The 14,314-nt window shown below is 64.6% G+C and carries 7 protein-coding genes; 2 read left to right on the plus strand and 5 right to left on the minus strand.

All coding sequences use genetic code 11. The annotated features are described in order from the left end of the window. Window positions 1-83 precede the first annotated feature (83 nt). Window positions 84-1,793 (minus strand): single-stranded-DNA-specific exonuclease RecJ, encoded by a 1,710-nt coding sequence (gene recJ, locus F6S12_RS10115; protein WP_072451195.1) that lies wholly within the window; start codon window positions 1,791-1,793, stop codon window positions 84-86. Window positions 1,794-1,850: 57 nt separating this feature from the next. Beyond that, window positions 1,851-2,393 (minus strand): YaeQ family protein, encoded by a 543-nt coding sequence (locus tag F6S12_RS10120; protein WP_011059467.1) that lies wholly within the window; start codon window positions 2,391-2,393, stop codon window positions 1,851-1,853. Between the two features lie 219 nt (window positions 2,394-2,612). Here F6S12_RS10120 and F6S12_RS10125 point away from each other — a divergent pair, with 219 nt between their 5' ends. Next, a complete protein-coding gene (locus tag F6S12_RS10125) occupies window positions 2,613-4,349 on the plus strand; it encodes a hypothetical protein (RefSeq protein WP_019093924.1) in 1,737 nt (578 codons plus the stop codon). A gap of 69 nt (window positions 4,350-4,418) precedes the next feature. Beyond that, window positions 4,419-6,137 (plus strand): hypothetical protein, encoded by a 1,719-nt coding sequence (locus F6S12_RS10130; RefSeq protein ID WP_315868875.1) that lies wholly within the window; start codon window positions 4,419-4,421, stop codon window positions 6,135-6,137. 29 nt (window positions 6,138-6,166) lie between these two features. On the opposite strand, the gene F6S12_RS10135 is transcribed toward F6S12_RS10130, so the two are convergent. The 3 genes from F6S12_RS10135 to F6S12_RS10145 form a co-directional block, all read right to left on the minus strand. Next, window positions 6,167-6,856, minus strand: a complete 690-nt coding sequence (locus tag F6S12_RS10135; protein ID WP_011059464.1) for a phospholipase D-like domain-containing protein — start codon at window positions 6,854-6,856, stop codon at window positions 6,167-6,169. A 36-nt stretch (window positions 6,857-6,892) separates the two neighbouring features. Beyond that, the gene (locus F6S12_RS10140) at window positions 6,893-12,040 is read right to left on the minus strand and encodes a DNA repair ATPase (protein WP_019094778.1); all 5,148 of its coding nucleotides are present in this window, start codon (window positions 12,038-12,040) and stop codon (window positions 6,893-6,895) included. 176 nt (window positions 12,041-12,216) lie between these two features. Next, window positions 12,217-14,292, minus strand: a complete 2,076-nt coding sequence (locus tag F6S12_RS10145) for a flotillin family protein (protein WP_011059462.1) — start codon at window positions 14,290-14,292, stop codon at window positions 12,217-12,219. Between the last annotated feature and the right edge of the window lie 22 nt (window positions 14,293-14,314).

Raw genomic sequence — 14,314 nt, forward strand, 5'->3', positions numbered from 1 at the left:
CGGCAGCGGCTACAGGGGTTGCCAGCAGAGGCGGGGGAAGGTGGTGGGGACGCACAAGGCAAGGCCCGGCGCCCTTTCGCAGGTCAGCGCGGTTCGATGTGGGCAATCATCAACTGCACGGTTTCCTGGCCACGGAACTCGTTGAGGTCGAGTTTGTAGGCCAGTTCCACCCAGCGGATGGTCGGGTTGGGCCAGACTTCGCGGTCAATGCCGAAGGCGATGCCGTCCAGCTTCAGTGAGCCGCATTCGCTGCGCAGCACCACTTTCAGGTGGCGTTCGCCAACGATGCGCTGCTCCACCAGTTCGAACACGCCATGGAACATCGGCTCGGGGAAATGCTGGCCCCAGGGGCCGGCGTGGCGCAGGGCGCGGGCCAGTTCCAGGTGGAACTCTTCCACGGCCAGGGTGCCGTCCGACAGCAGGCGCCCGGTGAGGTCTTCTTCGCGCAGTTGGCGTCGCACTTCTTCGTCGAAGGCCTCGGCAAAGGCCGGGAAGTTCTGCTCCGGCAACGACAGGCCGGCGGCCATGGCGTGGCCGCCGAACTTGCTGATCAGTTGCGGATGGCGCGCGGCCACGGCGTCCAGGGCGTCACGGATATGAAAGCCCGGCACCGAACGCGCCGAGCCCTTGAGCATGCCGTCACCGGCATCGGCAAAGGCGATGGTCGGCCGGTGGTAACGCTCTTTCAGGCGCGAGGCGAGAATCCCGATCACCCCCTGGTGCCAGTCGGCGTCGAACAGGCACAGGCCGAACGGCATCGACTCCACCGGCAGTTCCTTGAGCTGGGCCAACGCTTCGCGCTGCATGCCCTGCTCGATGGATTTGCGGTCCTGGTTCAGTTCGTCCAGCTGGGCGGCCATGGCCCGAGCGGCGGAAACGTCGTCGCTGAGCAGGCACTCGATACCCAGGCTCATGTCGTCCAGGCGCCCGGCGGCGTTGAGCCGCGGGCCGAGGATAAAGCCCAGGTCGGTGGAGGTGATGCGCGAATGATCACGCTTGGCCACTTCGAGAATCGCCTTGAGCCCCGGCCGCGCGCGACCGGCGCGAATCCGCTCCAGGCCCTGGTGCACCAGGATGCGGTTGTTGGCGTCCAGGGGCACCACGTCCGCCACGCTGCCCAGGGCCACCAGGTCCAGCAGCTCGCCGATGTTCGGCTGCGGCCGGGTTTCATAGCGCCCCAGGCTGCGCAAACGCGCGCGCAGGGCCATCAGCACATAGAAGATCACCCCGACCCCGGCCAGGGCCTTGCTCGGAAACTCGCAGCCCGGCTGGTTGGGGTTGACGATGGCGTCCGCCGCAGGCAATTCATGGCCGGGCAAGTGGTGGTCGGTGACCAGCACTTGCAGGCCTGCTGCCTTGGCCGCCGCCACGCCCTCGACACTGGAGATGCCGTTGTCCACGGTGATCAGCAGCTGCGGTTCGCGCTGCAGGGCCACGGCGACGATTTCCGGGGTCAGGCCGTAGCCGTATTCAAAGCGGTTGGGTACCAGGTAATCGACATGGGCCGCGCCCAGCAGGCGCAGGCCCAACAGGCCCACGGTGCTGGCGGTGGCGCCGTCGGCGTCGAAGTCGCCGACGATGAGGATGCGCTGGCGCTGGTCCAGGGCGGTCACCAGCAGGTCCACCGCGGCATCGATGCCCTTGAGCTGCTGATACGGGATCAGCCGCGCCAGGCTCTTGTCCAGCTCCTCCACCGACTGCACGCCACGGGCGGCGTAGAGGCGGGTCAGCAGCGGCGGCAGATCGCCGAGAAAGGGCAGGACGGCGGGCAACTCACGGGGTTCGATACGCATGGGCTAACAGCAACTTCTCTGGGGGGACGGTGGATCGTTCAGGGGCAGAGCGGGCGATCAGCCGCGCTCGCCCAGCAGCCATTCCAGCTGCACTTCGTGCTGGCCGCGATCATCGGTGACGAAGATCGTGCCTTCGCTGATCATCACGTCCCACTTGATGACGCGCGGCATGTCCTTGGCCAGGGTCTCGAGGACTTCCTGGGGCACGCCGGCGATGTTGAGGTTCTTCAGGTTCTTCACCGCGTCCAGCACCCGGGTCTGCCAGACCCGCAGGCTGCCGTAGGCCAGGAGGCTGGTGCGTTCGGTGCGGCGCGAGCACCAGGTCAGGCGATCGGCGTCCGGCTGGCCGACTTCGATCCAGTGCAGGACGCGGTCATCCAGGCTCTTTTCCCACAGGGCGGGTTCATCCACGTCCGACAGACCCCGACCGAACGACAGGTGCTCGTTGTACCAGAAGGCGTAGGCCAGCAGCCGTACGGTCATGCGCTCTTCGGTTTCCGAAGGGTGACGGGCGATGGTCTGCTTGACGCTTTCATAGACCCCACGATCGAGGTCGGTCAGGTTCAGTTCGAATTTGTAGGTGGTGGACGGCTGGGCCATGTGCGGGCTTCTTGAATGTGCGAAAAGGCGGCAAGTCTAACCCGAAACCCGCCGCCCTGCCCGACCGCTGACCGGGCCGCCCCCGCCCTGGATGACATCCGCTGAAACGCATTGGCTGGGTAAAGTCGGTTGCCAGCCTGTAGCCATGGCTTTATAACCCCGCGCAAACCGGCTGACGCGCACCGCGCCAGAGCCGCTGTGCAATAGAAAAGGACGTCCATGACCCTCTTTGTCACCCTGCTCGTCATCGTGCTGCTGTTCATCGCACTGATCCTGTACTTGCGCCAGAAATCCGCCGACCAGCAGCAGTACCTGGAACAGACCGGCAACCTCACCGCCCAGATCAATCAGACCCTGCTGATGAGCAAGGCCGAGCCGCAGCTGGCCCTAGAACTGGCGCTGCAACTGCCGGAGGGCGAAGCGCAGCAGTTGGCCTTGCAACTGGTGGCCAGCGAGCTCTATGTAGCTGGGCACAAGGCCCAGGCCACGGCGATCTACCAGCAACTGCCGCCTCACGCTCGGGAATACGTGCTCAATACCCTGATTGAAACGCTGCTCGACAGCCAGGATACCCAGGCCTGCCTGGAGCTCCTGGAGCACTGGGGCGAATCCCTGCCCAGCTGGCCGCTGCTGCAGGTGCCAATCCTCCAGGCCCGCGGTGAACAGGCGCGCGCCCTGGCCCTGATCGGCGAGCTCGGCGACCCGAAAAACCCTGCGGCCCATGAACGCCAGAGCATCGGCAATCTGCTGATGCTGTCGCGCCTGCAATTTCAGGCGGGCATGCAAGACGCCGCGCTGATCAGCCTCGAACAGGCCTGGGCGAGCTTCCAGCAACCCGGGCAGGAGCGCTATCACACTGTGCTGCGCAGCCTGTTCGACGCCTTCGCCACCCAAGGGCATGCCGAGCGGATTCTGGCCCACTCGGCCGAACTGCCGGCCGAGGAACAGGTGCAGGCGCTGATCGCGCTGTTCGATGCCGGCCAGGTGGAGCCGGCCTTCAGCTTGCTGGCCGACAACGGCACCCTCTACTCCTCGACCTACAGCGACCTGATGGACTCGGCCCTGAAACGCCAGCCAACCGAAACCGCCCTGCGCCTGCTGGACCTGACCCCCGAGATGCACCAGCACAGCCTGCTGCTGCAACTGCTCAACCATCTGGCGGCCCAGGGCCAGACCGCCGAAGCCGAGGCCCTGCTGCAGGCGCGAGCCAGCCACGAGTCGCAGCGTCCGGGGCTGATGCTCAACCTCTGCGATGAGTTGCACCAGGCGCAGCCGCAATGGACCACAGCCCTGCTGGCCCAGGCCCTGCAACTGATCGACGGCTACAAGAATGAACATGAGTTCTACAACAGCTTGCGCATGCAGGCCCTGCAAACCCAGCTACTGATGCAAAGCCACCTGCCAGCTCATCGCCGGGATAGCTGGCTGGTGCGCAGCAGCATCGAGGAAATGCACCGCCTGCGCCAGCAGATGCCCGGTGACGAGCAATTGCTGCATCTGTGCGACCAGGCCAAGCTGCTGCACGCCCTGGACCAGACCGCCCAGGCCAGGTCCCTGCTGGAGCAGGCGGTGCAGCTACTGGATGGCGAGCCGCTGCCGGATGTGGATGAGATGGACGCCCGCTTCTACCTGGAGGACATCGCCAGCGCCTATCTGAACATCGACGATGTACAACAGGCCCAGGCCCTGCAGGACCGGCTCAACGCCGAGGATTCAGGCAGTCGCATCCTGGAAGAGGAACTGCTGCTCAACCATATCCAGCATCAGCGTTACGCCCAAGCCATCGAGGGCCTGAACCTGGGCATCCTGCTCAGTGACAAGAAGCCCCTGTCGCTGCTGTACCAGGCCCTGGAAGACCTGCAGCAGCGTGCCCCCGAACGTGCCGGCGAGCTGAAACAGCAGCTGATGGCGCGCATTGCCAACGGCCAGATCTGGCTCAGTTCCCAGACCAACTGACGCCCCCCGGTTGCGCGCCCTTGGCGGGGCGCGTCACCGGCCAACAGCCGCACCCGAGGAAGATTCATCATGGAAGTACTTATCATCCTGCTGCTGATTACCGGCGTGATAACGCTGCTGGTGGTCTATGCCAACAAGCGCAGCGCCGGCAATGACCTGGGCATCACCCTAGACGAGGCGGCGCAGATCAATCGCGCGGCGCACCTGAGCGCCATCGAACCGCAAGTGGGCCTGCAACTGGCCCAACGCCTGACGGGTAAAGCCCGGCAACTGGGGCTGTTCCAGATGCCCGCAGCGCTGTACCGGCAGGGGCACCCGGAACAGGCCCTGGAAGTACTGGCCGAGCTGGATGAAACCTACCAGCCCATGGCACTGAACCAGTTGCTCGAAACCCTGCTCGACAACGACGGCCCGCAGGCTGTGCTGGGCTTGCTGGAGCGCCTGCATCAACCCCTGCCGTCAGCGCCCTTGCTGCGCATCCCGCTGCTGCTGGCCAAGGGTGAACACGAGCAGGCCCGCGCCTTGCTGGTGACCTTCGGCGTCAACCAGCTGAGCCCGGACTCCCCCGGCGAGCACCGGCAGTTGGCTGCCCTGCAACGCAGCTTGGGCCTGGCCGACGAGGCTGCCATCAGCATCGGCCTGGCCTGGCAACTGCTGCTCAAACAGCCGGTCAACGAACTGGACCCACACGAGATAGAGCAGACCCTGCGCGAGTACCGTGCCCAGGGGCAAGATGCGCAGTTCCCGGCCATGGCTGCGCAATTGCCCGGATCGGCTCGGATCATCGTCGTGACCCTGCTCATGGAAACCGGGGAATTCGAGGCCGGGTTCGAACTGCTGGCGCAGGCCCTCGAGCCCGAGGACTACTTCGGCTACCCGCCGCTGCTCAAGCTGATACTGGACGCCAACCGCCCGGATCTGGCTCCACAGCTGATCGCCCAGATGCCGGAAAGCTACGCCAGCGATCTACTGCTGAGCCTGTTGAACTGGCATGTCGGGCGCAACGAAATGGCCAAGGCCGAGGCGGCCCTGCAGGCCTGCGCCGTTTCGCCCTCGCAGCGTATCTGGTGCCTGGTCTGCCTGTGGGGCAGCTACGTCGAGGAACACTCGCAATGGTGCGCCCATCTGCTGGAGCAAGCCTTGCTGACCCTGGAAACCCTGCGTGGCGATGAGCAATGGCCATGGTTGCGCCTGCTGATCCTGGAAACCCAACTGCGGGTGCAGGCCGACCTGCCGCGCCTGCGCCGCGACAGCTGGCTGATCCGCAACAATCTGGAGGAAATGGCGCGCCTCAACACCCAGCTCGAATACGCCGATCGACCGATGAAACTGGCCTTGCAGGCCAAGCTGCTGCACGACCTGGAGCAGACCCGGCAAGCCGGTGAACTGCTGGACCAGGCGGTGCAAGCCCTCGACGACAGTCAGAATGCGCCTCTGGATCCAGCGGAAAAAAACTTCTTCCTGGAACAGCTGGCGCTGAGCTACGTCTACATCGACGACCAGGCAAAGGCTGTCGAACTGAAAGCTCGCCTGGAGCAGCAGGCGGCCTACACCCACCAGTTGAGCCAGGCCATGGTGCTCAAGCACATCCACGAGCAACGCTTCGACGAGGCGATTGCCGGGCTGGAACCGGGCAACCTGTTTATCGGCGAAAACCCGGTGCAACAGTTGCACCTGGCCCTGGAAACCCTGCGCCAGAGCGCCCCGGAAAAAGCCCAAGGGCTGTGCCAGAAGTTGATCGACCACCTGGCCGCCGAGAGCGCCTGGGGCCAGCCGAACGCCGCCTGAGGCCGCGTCAAGGCCCGCCGCTGCACGCCTTAACGCGGCGCGTAGCGGCTCCAGAGTTCGTTGAACTCCTTGAGGTAACTGGCCACCAGTTGCGGATGGTCGATCACCAGCAGGTTTTCCTCATTGCCGGTGGTGGCGCTGCGGGTCCAGTTGAAGCTGCCGTTGAGCAGGGTCCGGCCATCGAACACGGCGAACTTGTGGTGCATGTGGAACGGCGTGTCGTCGATCCGCACCGGCACCCCGGCCTCGCGCAGCGCGGCGATATCGCTGCCGACATCGAACTGCTTTTCACTGTCGCTGATCACCCGTACGGCCACGCCGCGCTGGTGGCAGGCGCGAATTTCGTCGCTCAGTTGATCGTCGGAAATGGTGAACACACAGATATCCACCGAGATTCGGGCCTGGCGGCACAGGTCGCGGATCTTGCGCCGGCAGTCTTCGCCGGGGCTGAAGTGGGCGCTGGCCATGTCCCGCACCGGGGCGCTGTTGGCGTCCAGGGTCTTGATCACTTGTTCCAGCCACTTCAACGCCGGCAGCACATTGACGCTGTCCGCCAGCGCCAGCTCGCGTACCAGGTCAAAGGCACGGTTACGCATGTAGCGCACCTGGTCCTGGCCCAGTTCGCTGCCCAGCTGGCGCAGCTCGTCCCGCTCTTCGTTGCTCAGTTTCAGGTCCAGCACGCTGTCGCGCAGTTGCTGGTCCAGGTGGGCAAAATCCATGTCGTGATCCTTGGCTGTTCGCCGGCAAGCCGGCTCCTACGGTTGGGAGTCCTTGAGGGTCGGAACCTCGCCGTTACTGAGCATCTGGCTCAGTTCGTCGAGGCGCGTGGCAATGTCGCCAATGCGCTGGTGGCTGTGCAGGTCGACATCGATCTTCTTGTGCATGACCTTGAGCAGCGGCAGGAAACTCTGCTCCAGGTGCTCGGAGAGGTTCTCCAGCACTTCACGCATGCCTTGCTGCGGCGCGGGCCGGGCCAGGCCGCGCACGCCTTCCACCAGATCGTTGAGCTGGGCCACGACGCGGGTACCGACATCGCTGTCGCTGCCGCCCATGGAACGGTTGCGCACGAAGTCGCGCTTGATCTGGGTCCAGCGTTCGCTCTGCTCCGGGGTCTGGTTACCGCGCAGCTCGGCGAGCTTGAGCAGGTTTTCCTCGGCGCCGGTGGTCAGCAACTGGGATTCGCCCTGGTAGTGGTCGGCCAGCAGTTGCAGGAGCTCGGCGTCGTTCATCACCGCCGAGATCTTCTCCGCCATCTTGTTCATGTTGCGGTAGCTGCCCTGCAGCTTGAACGGCGGCTCGCTGCGGTACTGGTCGGCCTGGGCGGCGCTGGCGATGTACTGCTGGTTGACCCGCAGCACCACGTCGCGCACCTGCATCAGGCGTTGCAGGGTGGTGGTGATCTCGTTGATCTCGGCGCCGCTGTAGCTGTGGCTCAGCTCGTTGCTGGAGAAGGCCTTGCCCTCGGCCTTGGCGACGAAGCGGTAGACGTCCGCCATGTCGCGGGTGGCCAGTGGCGCCAGCACCGGGTTGGAGGTCAGGCCGTTTTCGATGTAGCTCAGGGCGAAGGCGTCCTGCATGCCCCCCAGGGTGTCACCGAGGTTATAGATGTCGGCCCGGTTGGCCAGCATGTCGGGGATCTTGAACACTTCGCCGGACTCGGTATACGGGTTGCCCGACATCACCACGCAGAACTTCTTGCCGCGCATGTCGTAGGTCTTGGTGCGGCCTTTCCACACGCCTTCGATGCGCCGGGTGCCGTCGCACAGCGAGATGAACTTCTGCAGGAATTCCGGGTGGGTGTGCTGGATGTCGTCGACATAGAGCATCACGTTGTTGCCCATCTCCAGGGCCAGGTTGAGCTTCTCCAGCTCCTGGCGCGAAGTGGCGTCCGGCGCCTGGGCCGGGTCCAGGGAACGGACCTGGTGCCCCAGGGCCGGGCCGTTGATCTTCATGAAGATCAGGCCCAGGCGGTGCGCCACGTACTCCATCAGGGTGGTCTTGCCGTAGCCCGGTGGCGAAATCAGCATCAACAGGCCCATCAGGTCGGTGCGCTTGTTCTCGCCCACGGTGCCCATCTGCTTGGCCAGGTTGTCGCCGATAAAGCCCAGGTACACATCGTTGATCAACTTGTTGCGCACGAAGGAGCTCAGCGGCCGCGGCTTGAATTCGCTCAGGCGCAGGGCCGAGCGTTCACGACTGATGATGCCCTGGCGCAGGCTCTGGTAACGCTGCAGGCCAGGCAGGAATTGTTCGCGGTGAGCCCGCAGGCGAGCGAAGAAGCCGTCCACGGTGAGTGACAGGCTGCGCTCCTGGATGCGCGGGTGCTCACCCATCAGGTTGTCGACCTTGAACCGCAGATCGACTTCGGTGATGCGCTTGGCAAAGTCTTCCCGCAGCAGCGACAGGGCCACCGCCTCGGGCACGTAGTCGGCCCACTCGGCGAACTCGCCCTCGGCGCACAGGGCCGAGAGCCAGTTCTCGGTCAATGCCCACTGTGCAGCAGGCCGTTCCACCAGCCGCGCCAAGGCCTGCTGGTAGTCGTCCCACATCCGCGCGCCCTGCAGACGCAGGGTCAGGGCTTCCTGCAGCTGCTTGGCGTATTTGCTGAAGGTGAATTCGATGCGTTCTGCGGCCAGTTCCTGAACCAGGTACTCGGCAGCCTCCGGCAACAGCTCCGCGGCCAAGGTGAAGGCGTGCTGCTGATGCCAGTCACCCAGCGCCACGAGGATTTCCTCCTGCAATTGCAGCAAGCCTTCACGACGCCCGAACAGTTGCTGGATATGCCGGCTGGTACGGGCACGTTCCACCCATTGCCGAGGTTGCGGCTGTTCCTGCTGGCGATCCCAGTAGAGGCAGGCAAAGGCACGGGCCGCCGCGCCGAAACGCAGCAGGCCGGCGCTGTCGCGCAGGGGCAGCAGCTGCAGGAGGATCGCTGCGGCGTCGTGGTCGTGGATGCCCTTCTCGTAGCCTTCCTTGTAGCGCGGCGCGGCAAAGTCGCGGATCACCCGCGCCAGTTCTTCAGGGTGCGCCAGCAAGGGTTTCAGGCTTTCCAGGCTCAGGCCTTCCTGGCCGCGGTCGGCAGCGTCCAGCACCTGCCCGGCCAGGTATTCGGCGCGGTACAACTGGGCCGATTCCGACTCCAGGGCTACCTGCCAGAAGTCCCGCAGGGCCTCCAGCTCGGGGTCGCGCAGGGGTTCGAGGAAATCCGTGCCGGTGAGGTGCAGGTGCAGCTCATCGCCCCGGGGCATCAGGGTCAGGTCCAGCTCCTGGGTGTTGACGCTGAAGCGGTGGCGCGGCCCCAGCTTGATGACGTTGCCGCCCTCTTCGAACAGCTCGGTCTTGTCGCGCAGGGCACGCACGGCTTGGTCCCGGGCGCCCTTGAGGCGCGACTCGACATCGTCGGCCTTGACGCTGTCCTTGAGCTCGCGCAGGCGCTCGGCCAGCTCCCGCAGCTTGAGGATCAGCGGGTCGGCGGCGAAGAACGCATTGAGCTCTTCGGCCTGGGTGAACTTGGCGGTGCGCCGACCGAGGCTGTCGAGAATCCGCCGCGCGGCATCCAGCAGCCCCTGGGCCTTGCGCTGGCGCTCGTCGAGCAGCGATTGCTTGTGGGCCTCGAAGGTTTCCAGCAACTCCTCGCGCTTGCCGAGGATGTCGCCGAGGAACTGTTCGTGATCGCCAAAGCGACTCTCCAGCTCCTCAAGCTGCACCAGCAACCGCGACAGTTGCTCATCGCAACGCTCGGGGTCCTGGGCCTGGGCCAGGGCGTTGGTGATGCCCTGGCTGAAGAGTTTGAACTGGGCGCCGAACTGGGCCACGGTCTCGGTCGAACCCAGGGCCTTGCGCCGTTGTTCGGCGCGGGCCTTGGCCTGGTTCAGGCGGGCGTAGATCTGCGAGATGGATTCGATGATCCGGGTGCGCTGGGTGGCGTCGTCGATCTGCAACGAGGCCATCAGGCTCGACAGCATGTCCAGGTCCCCGGCCATGGCTTGCAGGGCGCCCAGGGGCTCGCTGAGCTGGGCCACGGTTTCGGCTTTCTGCGCCTGGGCGTCCAGGGTTTCGAGCTGGGTGACGAAGGGTTGCAGGGCCTGCTCGCTGGCAAGGAAGGTCGCGGTGCCGGCGGCAGTGCGTTCCTGGGCCTTGAGCAGCTCGGCTTCCATGGCGTCGATGCGCGCCACGTCGATGTAGCGGTAGTCGCGAATGGTCAGCAGCAGGCCGCGCTGGGTGGTGATGCCGTTCAGCGCATCGACGAAGCTCTGCACCTGGTCCCAGCTGTCCACCAGCAGGCTGTCCAGCAGGGCTTTCTGCTTGGCCTCCGCGGCCACCATGGCCTGGTCCGACTGGCGGCGGATGCTTTCGACCTTCTCGTATTCGTCCAGCACCAACTCCGACGTGGACGCCACTTCCCGCAGCAGCGGGGCCAGGCCGTCCAGCTCGTCGCTGCCCAGCCAGTGGTACACATCGAACAGCCGACGGGTGTTCTGGCACAGCAGCGAGTAGCGCTGCACCGACACCGCCGGGGTGTCGATCTCGCGGCACAGGTCGTAGAGGTCGGAAACGCTGCGCACCAGTTCGGCGTTGCCGATGCGCCCGAGGAAACCGCTGCGGGTCGGCTGCCGCGCGGCGTACTCCTCGGTGAAGAACGGTGTCTGCCAGACCTGCATCGGGTGGACCCGGGTCGGCTCGTCGCCCTCGGCGGCGAAGATCACCATGCGCCCGTCTTCCAGCCGCGCGTAGCCGTGGCCGAACAGCGGGTTCTGCAACTGGCGGTTGATCATGTTGTAGGTCAGCAGCACCGAGCGGCCCTGCTCCGGGTGGTAGAAGATGTACTGCACATCTTCACCGTTGGGCGAGCGCACCGAGCGCTTGTAGCGCATGCCCTCCATGGACTGCTCGAAAGTCTTGTACTCGCCGCTTTGCAGGTAGTAGCCGCCGGGGAAGATGATCCCGTGGTCCTCCGGCAACTGCACACAGGCCAGGCCGATGGCGTCGATGCGCTCCACCTGGCGGGTCAGGCTGTTGAACACCAGGTAGCGCCACTGCTCTTCACGGTACGGCAAGACCTTGAGCAGGATCAGGCTGCCCAGGCGGGCGAATTCGATCTGCGAGTCGTCCAGGGACTGGGTCTTGTCCAGCACCTCTTCGCGATAGATGCCCAGGCCCGATTCGGTGTTGTTCTCGACCTTGATGGTCAGGTCGCCGCCGATGGTTTCGACGAACACCGTGTCGAGGATGTTCAGGTGCGGGAAGCGGCCTTCGACCACCATCTCGCGGGTGGCCTTCTTCCATTCGAAATCGAAGGGCGCCGGCAGGGCGATATCCCGCTCGCCACGGTTGTCGATGTAACGGACATCACGTCCGTCCACCGAGATCGACCAGCGGAACACCCGCACATCGGTGACCCGCTCGCCGATCTGGAAACTTGCCAGCAGCTTGCCGTCACGGATCGCCAGTTGCAGCAGGCGGGTGTTCTTGTAATAGGTATAGAGCTCGTTGAAATCGTTGAGGAAGCCCTGGGCCGCCAAAAAGCTGCCTTCCAGGGGCACGGGCTCGGCTTCGTAGCCTTCGCCCTCTTCCACCAACCGATAGAGGGAAAACACGTCAGCGACGCTGGTTTCCTTCTTCAGGCCGATAAACACGTTGTAGCCGAACAGCAGGCAGTCGCCGACCTGGACGATGTCCCGGGCGATGCAGTTGTTCTCGGTACGGATGCGCACCCGCCCGACCACTTCCATGCGGCTGTTGCCGAACTCGTCGAGACGCCGCTGGTTGAGGTCGTCAGTGGTGGCCCGCAGGCGCTGGCCCTGGTCCAGCAGGCGCTTGTGCAGCACCTCATAGGCGCCGCCTTCGGCGACGGCCTTATCCAATACGTCCTGTGGGGGAGTTGCGACTTGAGCGTCCGACATCGTGGCCTTCCTGGATCTACGGCGGTATGCAAAAAAGCGGGCTCCTCAAACCTGGAGCCCAGCACCTGAAACCAGCCAGCTGAAACCCGCCGCCTGACACCTGCCCTGCAGCCGTCGATAAAAACGACGGCTACAGGATCAGGCGAGGGCTGGCGAATCAGCTGTGGTCAGGCATTTCAGGCTTCGGCAGACGGAGCGTCGGCCTTGCGCGTAACGGCAGCGGCGGCCAGCTCAGCGGCTACGGCCGGAGCGCCCTTGCCATTGAGCAGGCGTGCCAGCACGTCCTGGACCACCGGGCTCTTGCCCACCACGCCCTCGATGGCCTTGCCCACCGACAGCGACTTGGCGAAGGAATTGAAGAAGTCGCCTTCGCCGCCGACGATCTCGATCTTGGCCTTGCTGAGGGCAGCCGACAGCACTTCGGCCTGGTCCTTGGCGATTTCCTTGTTGGCGGCGATGGCAGCCATCGCTTCCTCGAAGTTCTTCTCCAGTTGCATGCGGAACTCTTCGTGGGACCGCGCGCTGTCGCTGAGGGAGTCCAGGGCACCGAACTTCTTGCCCAGGCCTTCGGCCTCGGCGTTCAGGCGCTGCAGCAGCACTTCGGCTTCGGCCGAACCCAGGTCCTTGGTGGCCTTGGCCTTGGCCGCGCCCAACTGTTCTTCGCCACGGGCCTGGGCACCGAGCTTCTCTTCCATGACCTTGGCTTCAGCCAGGCCGTCCTTCTCTTTGGCAGCCGCCTGGGCTTCCATGATGCGGGCGTCGGCCAGGCCTTTTTCCTGCTCGCCACGGGCTTCGGCAATCAGTTGCTCGGTGCGTACGCGAGCCTGGGCCAGGCCTTCTTTTTCCTGGGCCGCTGCGGTGATTTCCAGCACCCGGGCATCGGCCAGGCCAGGCGCGGCGCGCTCGGCTTCCAGGCCTTCGGCCAGGCGTTTCTTGGCTTCGGCCTGCTTGGCCGCGGCTTCCAGTTCGGCCTGGGCCAGGTTGTTGATTTCCACGGCCTTGTGCTTGGAACGGGTCTCGTCGGCTTCGGCCTGCTTCACCTGGCGCACCAGATCCTGCTCGGCTTCGGCCTGGGCCTGGATCACCACCACTTGCTTGGCGCGCTCGGCTTCGGAGACTTCGCGCACTTCCTTGATCCGCTCTTCCTCCTGGGCCACGGTCTTCTCCACCGCTACCCGCTCACGGATCACGGTGGCGATGTTCTTGCGCTGTTCTTCCAGAGCCTTTTCTTTCTCGATGCGTTGCAGTTCCACTTCACGCTCGCGGGCCACCACTTCCAGGTCCTTGGCGCGGGTGACTTTCTCGACTTCGATGACCACCGCACGCTGGCGGTTCTGCTGGGCCACTTCGACTTCGCGCTGATGGTTCTCGGTGCGCACGTCGATTTCCTGCTGGGACTGAATGCGTGCCTGTTCGGCCTTCAGGCGCTCTTCTTCCTTGACCTTGGCAGTCTCGGCTTCCTCGCGGGCACGGATGGTTTCGATCTCGCGCTTCTGCCGGGCTTCGGCATCGGCCTGCTGGCGTTCGAGGGACAGCGAGGCTTCGCGGGTCTCGACGTTCTTCTTCTGGATCGCCAGTTCCTGGTTGCGCTCCAGTTCGTTGGTGATGACGTTCTGCGCCGCGGTCAGCTCGGTGATCTTGCGGATACCCTCGGCGTCGAGAATGTTGCTCGGGTCCAGGGAGTGCTTGGCGGTCTGCTCCAGGTAGTCGATGGCCACGTCTTCCAGCACATAGCCGTTGAGGTCGTTGCCGATGATCTCGATGATGCGGTCGCGGAAGTCCTGGCGGTTCTCGAACAGCTGGACGAAATCGAACTGCTTGCCCACGGTCTTCAGCGCTTCGGAGAACTTGGCGTTGAACAGTTCGTTGACCGCGGCGCGGTCGGAGGCACGGTCGACACCGATGGCCTTGGCCACCTTGAGCACGTCTTCCTGGGTTTCATTGACCCGCAGGTAGAAGGCCACGGTGATGTCGGCGCGCATGTTGTCGCGGCAGATCAGCCCGTCCTTGGCCCGACGGTCGACTTCCAGGGTGATCAGCGAGATGCGCATGAACTCCTTGAGGTGGATCACCGGGTACACCAGGGCACCGGTGAAATGCACCTTGGGGGTCGAGGACATGTCGTTGACAATCAACGCCGTGCCTTGGGGAACCTTGATATAGAAGGCCTTGAACAGGGCCAACAGGCCGAAGACCACCAGGACGACGAGGCCGATCCCGAGCAGGATGGGCAGCAGCGACGGTAAATTCATGCAATCAATCTCCTTTGATTCT

It is taken from the genome of Pseudomonas sp. JV245A, from assembly GCF_032424515.1.
GTDB lineage: Bacteria > Pseudomonadota > Gammaproteobacteria > Pseudomonadales > Pseudomonadaceae > Aquipseudomonas > Aquipseudomonas protegens.